Consider the following 14,133-nt stretch of genomic DNA (forward strand, 5'->3'; position numbering starts at 1 on the left):
GCGCCCGTCATCTTGCCCCATGGTGCGCGCATCATGACAGACATCCTTTCCGTATTGCCGCTGCACCTTGTCGTCTTCGCCTGTCTGGTGACCCTGCTGGGGGGCTTCGTGAAAGGAGCGGTCGGCTTCGCCATGCCGCTCATCATGATCTCTGGCATGGGCATCCTGATCGACCCGCAGCTGGTGGTCGCGGGCATCATCCTGCCGATCCTCGTCAGCAACGGCTGGCAGATCGCGCGATCCGGCCTCGGGCCCGCCCGCCTGGCGGTAGCCGAACACTGGCGCTATCTGCTGATCGTCTGCGTGATGATCCTGATCTCGGCCCAATTCCTGACCGTAATCTCGGCCGACACGATGTTCGTCATCCTCGGCGTGCCGGTCGTGGCGCTGTGCATCGTGCAGTTGCTGGGGTGGAAGCCCGTCATCGGCCCGCGCTGGCGGCGGCCCTTCGAATGGGGCGCCGGGCTGGCTGCCGGCACGCTGGGCGGGCTGGCAGGCACATGGGGCCCGCCGACCGTGCTGTACCTTCTGGCGCTGGAAACGCCACGCGACCGCCAGATGGCGGTGCAGGGCGTGATCTACGGGCTGGGGTCGGTGATGCTGTTTCTGGGGCACCTCCAGTCCGGCGTGCTGAACGGCCACACTTGGCAGCTCTCGGCGCTGCTGGTGGTGCCGGCCATGCTGGGCATGGTGGTCGGCTTCCGCCTCGGCGACCGGTTCGATCAGGCGCTGTTCCGCAAGGTCACGCTGATCGTGCTGATCGTGGCAGGCGTGAATCTGGTGCGCCGTGGCCTGACGGGCTGACCGCCGGTCGCTATGACCGCGACCCGCGCCAGTGCTGCCACGCCCTGTACCCCAGAAAGCCGAGGGCCGCGCCCCCCGCGATCATGGCAAGGTGCCGCGGACGCACGCCCTTGCCCGCGGTGGCCGCATGCCGCTTGTAATAGCGCGGATCCAGCAGCCGGGTATCCGCAAGGAACCAGCCCACCGGCTCTTCGGGCAGGGTCTTGACCCGGCGCAATCCGCGACCTTCGGCCCCGTTCAGCGTCTCGATCGCCGCGATCAGCGATCCGGTCTCGCGCAGGGTCGCGTCCAGCGTGTCCGGCGCGGCGTCGAGGTGTTCGCACAGCAGCGTCCGGCGAAACCCGGTGATCACGTCGGCGCGGTCCGCAAAGGCGATGTCGCATTCCGTGTCGAACCCCATCGACCGGTCGTCAAGATTGCTGGACCCGATATGCAGCAGCCGGTCGTCCACGATCATGACCTTCGCATGGACATAGATCGGCTCTTCCTCCGCGTTGACCGGATAATAGATCCGAAAGCGGTCCTGATGATCCACCGCCGTCAACTGGTCGATCATCCGCCCGCGCAGGGTGTGCATCGCCTTGTCTTCCAGTGCGGACAGCGCGGCCTCGGGATTGATCACGACCACCTCGGGGCCGCCATTTTCCTTCAGGCGCTCCGCTATCGCATCGCAAACCGTCTCGGCCGCGAAATACTGCGATTCGATATAGATGGTGTCCCGGGCCAGCCGGATACTGTCCAGATAAAGCTGCTCGATCTCGTTGATCATCGGCGCGCCGTCATAGGGCGGCTCTGTCCGGGCGATCGCCACGTTCAGGTCTTCGGCATCCACCTTCAGCGCCGATGGCCAGACGTCGGCGGCGTCGACCTCTGGCCGCGCAAGGGTATCGCCCGTCGCGCGCAGCCACCGATTGCGCGACAGATCGGCCAGCGCAGTGGCGACGGGACCCGTCAGCGCGGTCGTGATGTCGTGCCAGGGCTCCGACGGCGAACCGTCCTTGCGCACCCGCCGCGGATCGCCGGGCGTATGGTCCGGCGTATCCCACCGGTCCTCTGTCGCGTCGATGCAGCCGCAAAAGGCAAAGCTGTCGTCGGCGACGATGATCTTCTGATGGTGGCAGGCGCCGAACGGGTGGTGACCGTCCAGCGCGAAATGGATGCGATCGTCGCCGAACATGTGCAGCGCCAGCGTCGGCAACAGCCGCCCGGGTGCGGCCAGAACCGCGCCGTTCCATTTGAGGATATAGATGTTCAGGTCCGGCGCGCGCCTTACGATCTCTTCAAGGAAGGCGCCAAGCTGGTTCGGCAGGCCGTCGGGCGCGCAGCCCTCCGCGTCGCTCTCGCCGGGGCACATCTCGATCTCGAAGTCGAAGTCCCAGCCGATCAGCAGCAGTTCGCGCTTTGCCGTGGAAAGCACGCTGCGCAGCATCTTGAAATAGCCCGCCGCGTCGACGATGAGAGCCAGACGGTCCGCCCGTTCCATCCGCCAGCAGTTGTGCTCCGGCCTGAAGATCGACCCTTCGGCCGCCGGTTTCGCCTGTTCCACGTCCAAGATGATGCACTCTCTCCCCGATTTGGCAGGTCCCCGGCCCGAGGGCCGGCCCGCATGCCCCCGCGACAGACCATCGGTCACCGCGGGGCGGTTGGCAAGTTGCAGAGGGGTTTTTCCTTGGATGCGGATCGGCGGGCCCATTTGCGTCCCGCAGGTTTCACCGGCATCCCGACGCCCTTCCGGCCCCGGTCACCGGCTCAGGACAGCAGGTCCTCGAACCCGCAGACGCGGGCGAGCTCGGGCACCGCCTTCGGCGGGACGACCTCGAATTCCGTGCGGAACAGGACCTCGCCGTCCTTCGACGCCTCCATCTGCCACGGCCCCTGCACCAGTTCGTAGGTATAGTCGAACTGGTAGAAGGTCAGCGACGGTTCCGTCCCGTCGATCCGGGTCTGAAAGGTCTGGCTGGTGATTCCGTCCTTGCCCATCGGCGGATGGGTCACGGTCATGGTGACATCCTGCAAGCCGAACAGGTCGGCCGTCATGCTCTTGGTGCCGAAACCGATGCCGATCACCGCCGGGACCCGGCTGGAACTGGATACGAAGGGCGGTTCGTCCTCGATCAGATGGGTCGATCCGGCCAGCGTCCCGGGGGCCGGCGATTCACCGACCGACGGCGGCGGGCAGATCACCCCGGTTTCCAGCTGCGCGATGGCGGGGCTGGTCATCGCCTCTGCCTGCACCTGCGGCGCGAGGGTCAGAGCGGCAAGCGATATGAAAAGGGTCGGGCGCATGGCCCGACCCTAACCCGTTCCGCCCCGCCGTGGCAGGGGGTAATTGCGCGCAACGGGCGAGTCAGCCGATCGCCGCGGCCTTCACGTCGTCGTCGATGTAGGGCACGTATTTGGCGAAGTTGTCGGAAAACATCTGCACCAGCTTGCGCGCCTGCGCATCGTAGGCCTCGGCAGAGGACCACGTCAGCCGCGGATTCAGCAGCGTGTCGTCCACACCCTCGACCGACACCGGCACGTCGAAGCCGAAGTTCGGGTCCTTGCGGAAGGTCGATTCGGACAGGCTGCCGTCCAGCGCGGCGGTCAGCAGGGCGCGTGTCGCCTTGATCGGCATGCGCGACCCGGTGCCGTAGGCGCCGCCGGTCCAGCCGGTGTTCACCAGCCAGCAGGTCGCCCCGTGGGACGCGATCTTTTCCTGCAGCAGCTTGCCATAGACCTCCGGCCGCCGCGGCATGAAGGGCGCGCCGAAGCAGGTGGAAAACGTGGGCTCCGGCTCGGTCACGCCACGCTCGGTCCCCGCGACCTTGGACGTGAAGCCGGACAGGAAGTGATACATCGCCTGCGCGGGCGTCAGACGGCTGATCGGGGGCAGCACGCCGAAGGCGTCGCAGGTCAGCATGATGATGTTCTTGGGGTGCCCGCCCAAAGACGTCTCGGACGCGTTCGAGATGTAGTCCAGCGGATAGGCGCAGCGCATGTTCGCCGTCAGGCTGGCATCGTCGAAATCGAGCTCCAGCGTTTCCGGGTCATGCACCATGTTCTCGATCACCGTATGCGGCATCGTGCAGGTGGCATAGATTTCGGGCTCCGCCTCGGCGCGCAGGTTGATCGTCTTGGCATAGCAGCCGCCCTCGAAGTTGAAGACGCCGCGGTCGGACCAGCCATGCTCGTCGTCGCCGATCAGCGTGCGGGCCGGGTCGGCGGACAGGGTCGTCTTGCCGGTTCCGGACAGGCCGAAGAAGACCGCCGTATCGACCGGGTTCCCCTTGGCGTGGTTGGCGGAACAATGCATCGGCATGATGCCCTTCTCCGGCAGCAGGTAGTTCAGCAGCGTGAACACCGACTTCTTGTTCTCGCCCGCATACTCCGTGCCGCCGATCAGGATGATCTTCTTGGCGAAGTTCAGCGCGATGATCGTCTCGGACCGGCAGCCGTGGCGCGCCGGATCCGCCTTGAAGCTCGGCACGTTGATGATGGTGAAGCCGGGCACGAAACTGGCCAGCTCCTCCTGCGCGGGGCGACGCAGCAGGTGGCGGATGAACAGCCCGTGCCACGCCAGTTCCGTCACGACCCGCACATCCAGACGGTAGGCCGGATCGGCGCCGCCATACAGGTCCTGCACATAGACCGTCCGCCCCTGCAGATGTGCCAGCATGTCGGCGTGCAGCACGTCGAAATCGGCCGGATCGAGCGGTGGATTGTTGTCCCACCAGATGCTGTCCACGACATCGGGCGTCCGCATGACGAACTTGTCCTTAGGCGACCGTCCCGTGTGCTTGCCGGTGGTCACAAGGAAGGTGCCACCCTTGCCGTCGATGCCTTCGCCGTTCGCGACGGCGGCCGCCTGAAGGTCTGGGGCGGACTGGTTGTAATGCACAGCGCCCAGTCCGGTGATGCCCTGATCCTCAAGCTTCATCGCGGGGTTGACCGTTCCATGGTCCATGGGGTGCGCTCCTTGGGTTGCGGCCGGTGTTGACCTGCGCCCGTCTTAGCACCATGCTTTTCCAGCGTAACAGCCCAGATTTGCGGCGTTAGCGCAACCAGCGACATGTTAGCGCAACCAGCGGGATGGGCGCGACGGAGGGATTGTGACCCATTAGCCATTCCTTCGGAATTTATGGCGCAAATAAGGCACGGATCATCAGCTGATTCGCGATAGAGGGTTGATTCGCTATGGCAAACGAACGAAAGCTTCCGGAAAAAGCAGTTAATAACAACAATTGAGCAGTAGGGGAAAACCTATGTCCAAGATCGCACTGGTCGACGATGACCGGAACATCCTGACGTCCGTGTCGATGACTCTCGAAGCCGAAGGGTTCGAGGTTGAAACCTACAACGACGGGCAATCCGCCCTCGACGCCTTCAACAAGCGCATGCCCGACATGGCCGTGCTCGACATCAAGATGCCCCGCATGGACGGCATGGACCTGCTGCAGCGCCTGCGCCAGAAGACGTCGATGCCGGTCATCTTCCTCACGTCCAAGGATGACGAGATCGACGAGGTGCTTGGCCTGCGGATGGGGGCCGACGACTACGTCAAGAAGCCCTTCAGCCAGCGCCTGCTGGTCGAACGCATCCGCGCCCTGCTGCGCCGCCAGGACGTCATCGGAGGAGAGGTCGTCGAGGAGACCGAGGACAACAAGGTGATGATCCGCGGCGACCTGACCATGGATCCCCTGCGCCACGCCGTGAAGTGGAAGGGCAACGACGTATCGCTGACCGTCACCGAGTTCCTGCTGCTGCAGGCGCTCGCCCAGCGTCCCGGCTTCGTGAAATCCCGCGATCAGCTGATGGATGTGGCCTACGACGACCAGATCTACGTCGACGACCGCACCATCGACAGCCACATCAAGCGTCTGCGCAAGAAGCTGCGTCAGGCCGACGACGAATTCTCGGCGATCGAAACCCTGTACGGAATCGGCTATCGGTACAACGAAGCCTGAGATGACCGACGCCGCCCGTCACATCGACGTCCGCGACCTGAATTCCGTGCGGCGGGCCGCTCGGAACGAACCTGAACTGGTACTGGGCGACGACTGGGTCGCGCCCCAGTCCGCATCAGAGCGCGAGATGATGCGCCAGCGCAAGGTCCGGCGGCTGGTCAACCTGCGCTCGTCGCCCATCGCACGCAAGATCATCACCTTTAACCTTCTGGCGATGATCCTGCTGGTCGCCGGGGTGCTGTATCTCAACCCCTCGCGCGACAATCTGGCCTACCAGCGGGCCAACGGCCTGATGAACGAAGCAGAGCTGATCGCCGACGTGATGGAGGCGCGGATGCCGCGCACGGCGCCCGTCGATCTGGTCAGCGGCGACGGCATCGACGTGGCGCGGACGCTGCAAGAGATGGACCTGCGCGGCGGCATCGACGTCAGCATCTACAGCCCCTCCGGGCAGGTCGTGGCGACGGCTTCGGGCGCCGGCGGCTTCGCCGCGGCCAATGCCCTGCGCGGCGACGATGGCACGACCCTGATCACCGACGCGCTGTCGCGGCTCTGGGACGGGCTGCGCGGCCTGATCGCGGCCGACCTGCCGCCCGCCGACGCGCCGCGCAACCTGACCGCCGACGATATCGCCGGTGTCATGGCGAACGGCGCCAACCTGCGCGCGATCGAAACGGCGCAGGGCACGAATTTCATCGTCTCGACCCCGATCGAACAGGGCGACCGCGCCGTCGGCGTGGTGTCGATCTCCAGCGCCGCCGGCGAGCTCGACGCACTCGTGAGCAGAGAGAGGGAGCAGGTGCTTCGGCTCTTTCTCGTCAGCATGGGTGTCAGCGTCATCCTCAGCCTCGTGCTCGCCTCGACCATCGCCAATCCGCTGGCCGACCTCGCCGCCGCGGCCGAAATGGGGCATGACAGGAACGCCCGCAAGATGTCGCCCACCCGCGTGCGGATCCCCGATCTGACCGGCCGCCCGGACGAGATCGGGCGCCTCTCCGGCGCCCTGCGCGGCATGGTGCAGGCGCTCTACGAACGGATCGAGGGGAATGAACAGTTTGCCGCCGACGTCGCGCACGAGATCAAGAACCCGCTCGCCTCGCTGCGCTCCGCCGTCGGCTCGCTTCGCATCGTCAAGAAAGAGGACCACCGCGCCAAGCTGCTGGAGGTCATCGAACACGACGTGCGCCGTCTGGACCGTCTGGTCAGCGACATCTCGAACGCTTCGCGCCTCGATTCCGAACTGGTGAAGGAAGAGGAGGAGCCCTTCGACATTCTGCGGATGCTGGGCAACCTGAACGAATTCCTCGCCAAGGAGGCGGAGGCGAAAGGCGTCGAATACATCTCCGACCTGCCGGACCAGCCGCTGACGGTTCAGGGGCTGGAGGGGCGACTGGCGCAGGTCTTCGTCAACCTGATCACCAATGCGATCTCCTTCTGCGACGAAGGCGACGCGATTCGCGTCTGGGCCCGCCGGCGCGAAAACCGGATCCTCGTGGTGGTCGAGGATACCGGCCCCGGCATCCCCGACGGCGCGCTGACCAAGATCTTCAAGCGGTTCTATTCCGAACGGCCCGAAGGTCAGTTCGGCAACAACTCCGGCCTCGGCCTCGCCATCAGCAAGCAGATCGTAGAGGCGCACGGCGGCGTCATCTGGGCAGAGAACATCCGCCCGACCGCGGCCGACATCACGTCGGAACCTCTCGGCGCCCGGTTCGTCGTGGGCCTTCCGGTCTAGCCATGGACCCCGACACCCCCGTTCACGCGACAGCCGTCGCCGTGGCGGACCGGGCCGTGCTGATCCGCGGCGCCTCCGGTCGCGGCAAGTCCGGCCTTGCCCTGCGGATGATCGCGCTGGGCGCCGTGCTGGTCGCCGACGACCGGGTCGTGCTGACCCGCCGCGGCGGCCTTGTCCACGCCAGCTGTCCCGCCGCCCTGCGCGGCCTGATCGAGGCGCGGGGCATGGGCCTTTTGCGGACGCCGCCCGCGCCGCCGACGCCGCTCGCCTGTGTCGTCGACCTCGACCACCACACGACGGCACGCCTGCCGGTGCGCCAGTCGGTCACGGTTCTGGGATGCGACTTGCCCTTGCTTCATCCGGCGCCGGGTCTAGACTTCGCCGCGGCACTGATGCTGTACATGCGTGGCGGACGGAACGACTGATGGCGCCAGAAATTCTGCGATCCGATGCCGTCGGAACCCGGGTCCTGCTGGTGACCGGACCCTCTGGCGCCGGGCGATCCACCGCGATCAACGCGCTGGAGGATCTGGGCTTCGAAGTCATCGACAACCTGCCGCTGTCGCTTCTGCCGCGCCTGCTCGACGGGCCGATGACCGGCGCGCTCGCCCTGGGTCTCGACGTCCGGAACCGCGACTTCAGCAGCAGCGCCCTGATCTCGGCCATCGACACGCTGGCGCACCGGATGGGGCACGCGGTGCAGGTCCTCTACCTCGAGGCGGACGACGACACCCTGATCCGGCGCTATTCCGAAACCCGGCGGCACCATCCGCTCGCCCCGGCCGGTCCGCCGCTGACCGGCATTGCGGCGGAAAAGGACCTGCTGGCGCCGGTCCGGGTGCGCGCAGACGTGCTGGTCGATACCTCGGACATGAGCCCCCATGACCTGCGGGCAGAGGTGGAGCGTCTGTTCGCGCCGGGGCAGGGCAAGCTCCTCGGCGTCTCGATCCAGTCGTTCTCCTACAAGCGGGGCCTGCCGCGCGGGCTCGACATGGTGTTCGACTGCCGCTTTCTGCGCAATCCGCACTGGGACCCGGACCTGCGCGACCACGATGGCCGCAATGTCGCGGTCGATGCCTACGTGGCGCAGGACCCCCGCTTCGACGACTTCCTGACCCGGATCAAGGGCCTCGTCGATCTGGTCCTGCCCGCCCACAAGGACGAGGGGCGCGCCCATCTGGCCATCGGCTTCGGTTGCACCGGCGGACAGCACAGGTCCGTGGTCATGGCCGAAAGACTGGCGGCGTCCCTTGCACAGGACGGCTGGCCCGTGTCTAAACGTCACCGAGAGATGGAACGCCGCGATCCCACGCGGGGCGGCGAAGAGCGGGGACACAGCGCTTGATCGGGATCGTCATCGTGGCGCATGGCAATCTGGCACGGGAATACCTGTCGGCGGTCGAACATGTCGTCGGTCGTCAGGACGGCATCTGCGCCATCGCGATCGCGCCCGACGACGATCGCAGCAGCAAGCAGGCCGAAATCTGCGATGCGGCGGATGCGGTCGATGTCGGCGACGGCGTGGTGATCGTGACCGACATGTTCGGCGGCTCGCCCAGCAACCTCAGCCTGCGCGCCTGCAGCCCGGCCAACCGCCGAATCCTTTACGGGGCGAACCTGCCGATGCTGATCAAGCTTGCGAAATCCCGCAACAAATCCGTGCCCGACGCCGTGACCGCCGCGATAGAGGCCGCGCACCGCTACATCAATTCCCATAGCGTGGGGCCGCAGTGACGATGCCGCAGACCAGACTTCAGATCCAGAACATCAAGGGGCTGCACGCCCGCGCCTCTGCCAAGCTGGTCGAGGTGGTCGAAGGCCACGATGCCACCGCGACCGTCAGCAAGGACGGGATGAGCGCGGGCGGCGACAGCATCATGGGCCTTCTGATGCTGGCCGCGACCAAGGGCACGTGGATCGAGGTCGAGACCCGCGGCCCGGACGCCGCGGCCCTGCAGGCCGCCATCGCGGCCCTGGTCGACGACAAATTCGGCGAAGGTGACTGATCCCGTTGGCACGGCCGCGCGCGACGCAGAGTCGGAGGCGCCGGTCGTCTACGACCGCAGTGCGCTCAGCTACGCCACGTCCTTCGACAGTCCCGTGCGGCAGGGCTTCATCCGCGCCGTCGAGTGGATGACGGGCAAGGCCACGGTCATCCGAATGGTGCGCGCCTACGAACGCAGCGGCCCGGCGCAGGGACAGGCATTCTGGGCGGCGACGCTGGCGGCGCAGGGCATCACCGTGGCGACGCCTGCGGACCAGATCGCCCGCATTCCCCGCGTGGGCCCCGTGGTGCTGGTGGCGAACCATCCGCACGGCATGGTCGACGGCATGGTGCTGGCCGAACTGATCGGCCGCCGCCGTCTCGATTACCGCATCCTGTCGCGCTCCCTGCTGACCTCGCTCGACCCCGAGGCGTCCCGCTTCATGATCCCCGTCCCGTTCCCGCACCAGCCCGATGCGCAGGCCCGCATGATAGAGATGCGGCGCGCGGCGATGGATCATCTGGGGCAGGGCGGTCTGGTCGCGCTCTTTCCCTCCGGCGTCGTTGCGACGGCGCCGGGCATGTTCGCCCCGGTAGAAGAGGCGGAGTGGAACGTCTTTACCGCCAAGATGATCCGCATGTCAGGCGCCGCGGTCGTGCCCTGCTACTTTTCGGGTGCGAACTCCCGCGCCTACCAGATCGCCAACCGGATCTCGCCCCTCCTGCGCCAAAGCCTTCTGCTGCACGAGGTGGTGCGGACCCGGAACAGCACCTTCGCGCCGGTGATCGGCGACGCGATCCCCCATGCAGAGGTTTTGACGCGCATGGGCGATCCCCGTGCGCTGATGGCCTGGCTGCGCGGCCAGACCCTGTCGCTGGGTCAGCGGGTCGGCACCGGCGCGTCGCCGCGGTAGTCATAGAATCCGCGCTGCGACTTGCGGCCCAGCCACCCGGCCTCCACGTATTTCGTCAATAGCGGGCAGGGGCGGTATTTCGTATCCGCCAGCCCGTCGTGCAGCACGTTCATGATTGCAAGGCAGGTGTCCAGCCCGATGAAGTCCGCCAGTTCCAGCGGTCCCATCGGGTGGTTCGCTCCCAGCTTCAACGAAGTGTCGATCGACTGGACCGACCCCACGCCCTCGTAAAGGGTATAGATCGCCTCGTTGATCATCGGCATCAGGATGCGGTTGACGATGAAGGCGGGGAAATCCTCCGACGCGGTCGAGGTCTTGCCCAGCCGCTCCACCACGCCCTCGCAGGCGCGAAAGGTCGTCTCGTCCGTGGCGATGCCGCGGATCAGCTCGACCAGCTGCATGATCGGCACCGGGTTCATGAAGTGGAATCCCATGAACTTCTCCGGCCGGTCGGTGCGCGACGCCAGCCGCGTGATCGAGATCGAGGAGGTGTTAGACGTCAGGATCGTGTCGGGCTTCAGATGCGGAATCAGATCCTCGAATATCGCCTGCTTGATCGTCTCGCGTTCGGTCGCGGCCTCGATGATCAGGTCGGTCTTCCCCAGATCGGTCAGCGTCGGCGTCGTGCGGATCCGCGTCATCGCGGCGGATTTCGCGGCCTCGTCGATCAGGTCGCGGCTGACCTGCCGGGTCAGGTTGCGGTCGATCAGGGCGACGGCGCGATCCAGCGCATCCTGACTGACGTCGGTCAGCAGCACATCGTAACCTGCCACCGCAAAGACATGGGCAATGCCGTTGCCCATCTGCCCGGCGCCGACGATGCCGACTCTCTCGATTGTCATGTGACCAGTCCCTTGCATGTTCGCGCGCAGCATAGGCCGTGGCCCGCCACGCCTTCAAGCGCCGCCGATCGTTAAAATCATGCTCAAATCCCCGGCTTAGCGAAATCGAAATCGAAATGGGCGAATCTGGTCCCCGATGATGCAGCGAAACTGGTGACACCGATGAAACATGACGAAATCGATGGCGCGGGCCTGCACTATGCGCCCTGCCGCTATGGACTGTCGCGGATCTTCTTTCGCGGGCCGAAACGGCGGCTCGACCGTCCCTACATCACCTTCATCGGCGGAACCGAAACCTTCGGCAAGTTCATCGACCGCCCCCTGCCGGCGCTGGTCGAACGGGACACCGGGCGGACCTGCGTCAATCTTGGCTGCGTCAACGGCGGCGTCGATGCCTTCGTCAACGACCCCACGATCATGGCGACCTGCAGGGACGCGGACCTGACCGTGGTGCAGGTCATGGGCGCCAACTACCTGTCGAACCGCTTCTATTCGGTGCATCCGCGCCGCAACGACCGGTTCCTGCGTGCGTCCACCGTGATGCAGGCGATCTATTCCGACGTGGATTTCTCTGACTTCACCTTTACGCGGCACATGCTGACCGTGCTTTACGCCAAATCGCCGGAACGTTTCGATATCGTTGTGTCGGAACTGCGCGAAGCCTGGGTCGCGCGGATGCGCAACATGCTGAACCAGATCGGCCCGCGTGCGGTCCTGCTGTGGTTCTCGCGGGAACCGCTCAGCGACACGCCTTGGGACGCGCGTCCCGGCAAGCTGTCGGTCGATCCCCTGTTCATCACCGCCAGCATGATCGACCAGTTGCGCCCGCAGGTCCTCGACGTGATCGAGGCGCAGCCGTCCGACATCGCCCTGTCGATGGGCACGAAAGGCATGTATTTCTCGCCTGTCCAAACCAAGGCCGCGTCAGAGATGCTGGGCATCGGCTGCCATCAAGAGGCGGCGGCCAAGGTCGTCGCGGCGGTCAACCGCCACGCGATGCGGGCCGCCTGACACGACAAGGGGGCGCCCCTGCGGACGCCCCCCCTGCAAACCTTGCGATAAGGATCAGAGCTTTTCGGTCAGCTCCGGCACGGCGGTGAACAGGTCGGCGACCAGACCGTAGTCGGCCACCTGAAAGATCGGCGCCTCCTCGTCCTTGTTGATCGCGACGATGATCTTGCTGTCCTTCATCCCGGCCAAATGCTGGATCGCGCCCGAGATTCCGACGGCGATATACAGCTCCGGTGCCACGACCTTGCCGGTCTGACCCACCTGCCAGTCGTTCGGTGCATAGCCCGAATCGACCGCCGCGCGGGACGCGCCCACGGCGGCGCCCAGTTTGTCGGCCAGCTTCTCGATCATGGCAAAGTCGTCCTCGGACCCAACGCCGCGCCCGCCGGACACCACGATGCCCGCGCTGGTCAGTTCCGGCCGGTCAGAGGCCGCGACCTTGTCCTCGATCCATTCCGACAGGCCGGGGTTGCCGGCGGCGTCGATGGTCTCGACCGCGGCGGACCCGCCCATCCCGGCGGCATCGAAGCCGGCGGTGCGGATCGTCATCACCTTGACACTGTCCGAGGACTTCACCGTCTGCAGGGCGTTGCCCGCGTAGATCGGCCGCTCGAACGTGTCGGCGTCCACGACCGCGGTCACCTCGCTGATGATCTGGCTATCCAGCAGGGCGGCCACACGCGGCATCACGTTCTTGGCGTCCGTCGTGCCCGGTGCGGCGATGTGGGAATAGTCACCCGCCAGCTTCACGATCAGGTCGGCGGTCGGCTCTGCCAGACGATGCCCCAGTGCGGCATCCTCGGCGCACAGCACGCGTGCCACGCCGTCGATCTTCGCCGCCTCGGCGGCGGCATCCGACGCCCGCGCACCCGCACACAGCACCGTCACGTCGCCCAGCGACTTGACCGCCGCGACGGCCTTGCCGGTCGCATCGGCGTTCAGCGCGCCGTCGGTGACTTCACCAATCAGAAGTACAGCCATCACACAGCCCCCGCTTCTTTCAGTTTCTCGACCAGTTCGTCGACGGTCTTCACGATGATGCCGGCGGACCGCGTCGGCGGCTCGCTCGTCTTGACCACGGTCAGGCGCGGGCTGACGTCGACGCCGTAATCGGCGGGCGTCTTCTCATCCAGCGGCTTCTTCTTGGCCTTCATGATGTTGGGCAGCGACGCATAGCGCGGCTCGTTCAGGCGCAGGTCCACGGTCACGATGGTCGGCATCTTGACCTTGATCGTCTGCAGCCCGCCGTCGACCTCGCGCGTCACCGTCGCATGATCGCCGTCGATCCCGACCTCCGAGGCGAAGGTCGCCTGGCTCCACCCCAGCAGGGCGGCCAGCATCTGGCCCGTCGCGTTCATGTCGTTGTCGATCGCCTGCTTGCCGCAGATCACCAGACCCGGCTGTTCCTCGTCCACGATCGCCTTCAGGATCTTGGCGACGGCCAGCGGCTCGATGTCCTGATGCACGTCGTCGGAGGCCACGACCAGGATCGCCCGGTCGGCGCCCATGGCCAGCGCCGTGCGCAGCGTTTCCTGCGCCTGCTTCACGCCGATGGACACGGCGATGACTTCCTCGACCTTGCCCGCTTCGCGCAGGCGGATCGCCTCTTCGACGGCGATCTCGTCGAAGGGGTTCATCGACATCTTGACGTTGGCCAGATCGACACCCGAACCGTCCGCCTTGACGCGGACCTTCACGTTATAGTCGATCACGCGTTTGACCGGCACCAGCACCTTCATCGCGCATCACTCCCATGCTTTTTCCAAATCTTGCCCGTTGAGATAACAACCGGGCGCGAAAGGCAACAGGGCAAAACCGCCCGGAACGTGGCGTCCCGCGACATCGACGGGGTGTTTAGCGCTAACGGATCAGCGGTCCGCCGATCCGGAGGTCGGGC

General features: G+C 65.9%; 15 protein-coding genes. 9 read left to right on the forward strand and 6 right to left on the reverse strand.

Going from position 1 to position 14,133, the window contains the following annotated elements; translation table 11 throughout:
- The first annotated feature begins 33 nt into the window (after positions 1–33).
- The gene (locus tag BUA54_RS09990; protein ID WP_072857351.1) at positions 34–804 is read left to right on the forward strand and encodes a sulfite exporter TauE/SafE family protein; all 771 of its coding nucleotides are present in this window, start codon (positions 34–36) and stop codon (positions 802–804) included.
- Positions 805–814: 10 nt separating this feature from the next.
- Here the strand turns inward: BUA54_RS09990 and BUA54_RS09995 are convergent, their stop codons facing one another.
- The 3 genes from BUA54_RS09995 to BUA54_RS10005 all read right to left on the reverse strand — a co-directional run bounded on the left by BUA54_RS09995 (position 815) and on the right by BUA54_RS10005 (position 4,750).
- Positions 815–2,350 (reverse strand): phospholipase D-like domain-containing protein, encoded by a 1,536-nt coding sequence (locus BUA54_RS09995; RefSeq protein ID WP_072857352.1) that lies wholly within the window; start codon positions 2,348–2,350, stop codon positions 815–817.
- Between the two features lie 203 nt (positions 2,351–2,553).
- Entirely contained in the window at positions 2,554–3,090 is a 537-nt protein-coding gene (locus BUA54_RS10000; protein WP_072857119.1) for a DUF3859 domain-containing protein, read from the reverse strand.
- A 61-nt stretch (positions 3,091–3,151) separates the two neighbouring features.
- Positions 3,152–4,750, reverse strand: a complete 1,599-nt coding sequence (locus BUA54_RS10005) for a phosphoenolpyruvate carboxykinase (RefSeq protein WP_072857120.1) — start codon at positions 4,748–4,750, stop codon at positions 3,152–3,154.
- Positions 4,751–5,048: 298 nt separating this feature from the next.
- Here BUA54_RS10005 and BUA54_RS10010 point away from each other — a divergent pair, with 298 nt between their 5' ends.
- Genes BUA54_RS10010 through BUA54_RS10040 form a run of 7 tightly spaced genes read left to right on the forward strand, consistent with a single transcriptional unit; the run spans position 5,049 to position 10,383 of the window.
- Positions 5,049–5,750 (forward strand): response regulator transcription factor, encoded by a 702-nt coding sequence (locus tag BUA54_RS10010; RefSeq protein WP_072857121.1) that lies wholly within the window; start codon positions 5,049–5,051, stop codon positions 5,748–5,750.
- A 1-nt stretch (position 5,751) separates the two neighbouring features.
- Complete coding sequence (locus tag BUA54_RS10015) at positions 5,752–7,485, forward strand: sensor histidine kinase (RefSeq protein WP_072857122.1); 1,734 nt, start codon at positions 5,752–5,754, stop codon at positions 7,483–7,485.
- Positions 7,486–7,487: 2 nt separating this feature from the next.
- Positions 7,488–7,910: an HPr kinase/phosphorylase gene (locus BUA54_RS10020; protein ID WP_072857123.1), complete on the forward strand. Its 423-nt coding sequence runs from the start codon at positions 7,488–7,490 to the stop codon at positions 7,908–7,910.
- Positions 7,910–8,830, forward strand: a complete 921-nt coding sequence (rapZ, locus tag BUA54_RS10025; RefSeq protein WP_072857124.1) for an RNase adapter RapZ — start codon at positions 7,910–7,912, stop codon at positions 8,828–8,830. Before BUA54_RS10020 ends, rapZ begins: the two co-directional genes overlap by 1 nt.
- Positions 8,827–9,219, forward strand: a complete 393-nt coding sequence (locus tag BUA54_RS10030) for a PTS sugar transporter subunit IIA (RefSeq protein ID WP_072857125.1) — start codon at positions 8,827–8,829, stop codon at positions 9,217–9,219. Before rapZ ends, BUA54_RS10030 begins: the two co-directional genes overlap by 4 nt.
- A 2-nt stretch (positions 9,220–9,221) precedes the next feature.
- On the forward strand, positions 9,222–9,491 hold the full coding sequence (locus BUA54_RS10035; RefSeq protein WP_072857126.1) for an HPr family phosphocarrier protein: 270 nt from the start codon (positions 9,222–9,224) through the stop codon (positions 9,489–9,491).
- Positions 9,484–10,383 (forward strand): lysophospholipid acyltransferase family protein, encoded by a 900-nt coding sequence (locus tag BUA54_RS10040; RefSeq protein WP_072857127.1) that lies wholly within the window; start codon positions 9,484–9,486, stop codon positions 10,381–10,383. The genes BUA54_RS10035 and BUA54_RS10040 overlap by 8 nt, the downstream gene beginning before the upstream one ends.
- On the opposite strand, the gene BUA54_RS10045 is transcribed toward BUA54_RS10040, so the two are convergent.
- A complete protein-coding gene (locus tag BUA54_RS10045; protein ID WP_072857128.1) occupies positions 10,350–11,225 on the reverse strand; it encodes a 3-hydroxybutyryl-CoA dehydrogenase in 876 nt (291 codons plus the stop codon). The two genes, BUA54_RS10040 and BUA54_RS10045, sit on opposite strands and share 34 nt — an antisense overlap.
- 162 nt (positions 11,226–11,387) lie before the next feature.
- On the opposite strand from BUA54_RS10045, the gene BUA54_RS10050 reads away from it, so the two are divergent.
- Entirely contained in the window at positions 11,388–12,236 is an 849-nt protein-coding gene (locus tag BUA54_RS10050) for a DUF6473 family protein (protein ID WP_072857129.1), read from the forward strand.
- 54 nt (positions 12,237–12,290) lie between these two features.
- Here BUA54_RS10050 and BUA54_RS10055 read toward each other — a convergent pair whose 3' ends face one another.
- Together BUA54_RS10055 and BUA54_RS10060 are read right to left on the reverse strand one after the other, a co-directional pair.
- The gene (locus BUA54_RS10055) at positions 12,291–13,217 is read right to left on the reverse strand and encodes an electron transfer flavoprotein subunit alpha/FixB family protein (RefSeq protein ID WP_072857130.1); all 927 of its coding nucleotides are present in this window, start codon (positions 13,215–13,217) and stop codon (positions 12,291–12,293) included.
- Complete coding sequence (locus tag BUA54_RS10060; protein WP_072857131.1) at positions 13,217–13,975, reverse strand: electron transfer flavoprotein subunit beta/FixA family protein; 759 nt, start codon at positions 13,973–13,975, stop codon at positions 13,217–13,219. Before BUA54_RS10060 ends, BUA54_RS10055 begins: the two co-directional genes overlap by 1 nt.
- Positions 13,976–14,133: the final 158 nt, after the last annotated feature.

This window comes from Loktanella atrilutea (genome assembly GCF_900128995.1).
GTDB classification, from domain to species: Bacteria; Pseudomonadota; Alphaproteobacteria; order Rhodobacterales; family Rhodobacteraceae; genus Loktanella; species Loktanella atrilutea.

Bases quoted from the DNA above. Each gene is read 5' to 3' on its own strand.
- BUA54_RS09990 (WP_072857351.1), top strand. From the start codon at position 34: ATGACAGACATCCTTTCCGTATTGCCGCTGCACCTTGTCGTCTTCGCC.
- BUA54_RS10000 (WP_072857119.1), bottom strand. From the start codon at position 3,090: ATGCGCCCGACCCTTTTCATATCGCTTGCCGCTCTGACCCTCGCGCCG.
- BUA54_RS10005 (WP_072857120.1), bottom strand. From the start codon at position 4,750: ATGGACCATGGAACGGTCAACCCCGCGATGAAGCTTGAGGATCAGGGC.
- BUA54_RS10010 (WP_072857121.1), top strand. From the start codon at position 5,049: ATGTCCAAGATCGCACTGGTCGACGATGACCGGAACATCCTGACGTCC.
- BUA54_RS10015 (WP_072857122.1), top strand. From the start codon at position 5,752: ATGACCGACGCCGCCCGTCACATCGACGTCCGCGACCTGAATTCCGTG.
- BUA54_RS10020 (WP_072857123.1), top strand. From the start codon at position 7,488: ATGGACCCCGACACCCCCGTTCACGCGACAGCCGTCGCCGTGGCGGAC.
- rapZ (WP_072857124.1), top strand. From the start codon at position 7,910: ATGGCGCCAGAAATTCTGCGATCCGATGCCGTCGGAACCCGGGTCCTG.
- BUA54_RS10035 (WP_072857126.1), top strand. From the start codon at position 9,222: ATGCCGCAGACCAGACTTCAGATCCAGAACATCAAGGGGCTGCACGCC.
- BUA54_RS10045 (WP_072857128.1), bottom strand. From the start codon at position 11,225: ATGACAATCGAGAGAGTCGGCATCGTCGGCGCCGGGCAGATGGGCAAC.
- BUA54_RS10050 (WP_072857129.1), top strand. From the start codon at position 11,388: ATGAAACATGACGAAATCGATGGCGCGGGCCTGCACTATGCGCCCTGC.
- BUA54_RS10055 (WP_072857130.1), bottom strand. From the start codon at position 13,217: ATGGCTGTACTTCTGATTGGTGAAGTCACCGACGGCGCGCTGAACGCC.
- BUA54_RS10060 (WP_072857131.1), bottom strand. From the start codon at position 13,975: ATGAAGGTGCTGGTGCCGGTCAAACGCGTGATCGACTATAACGTGAAG.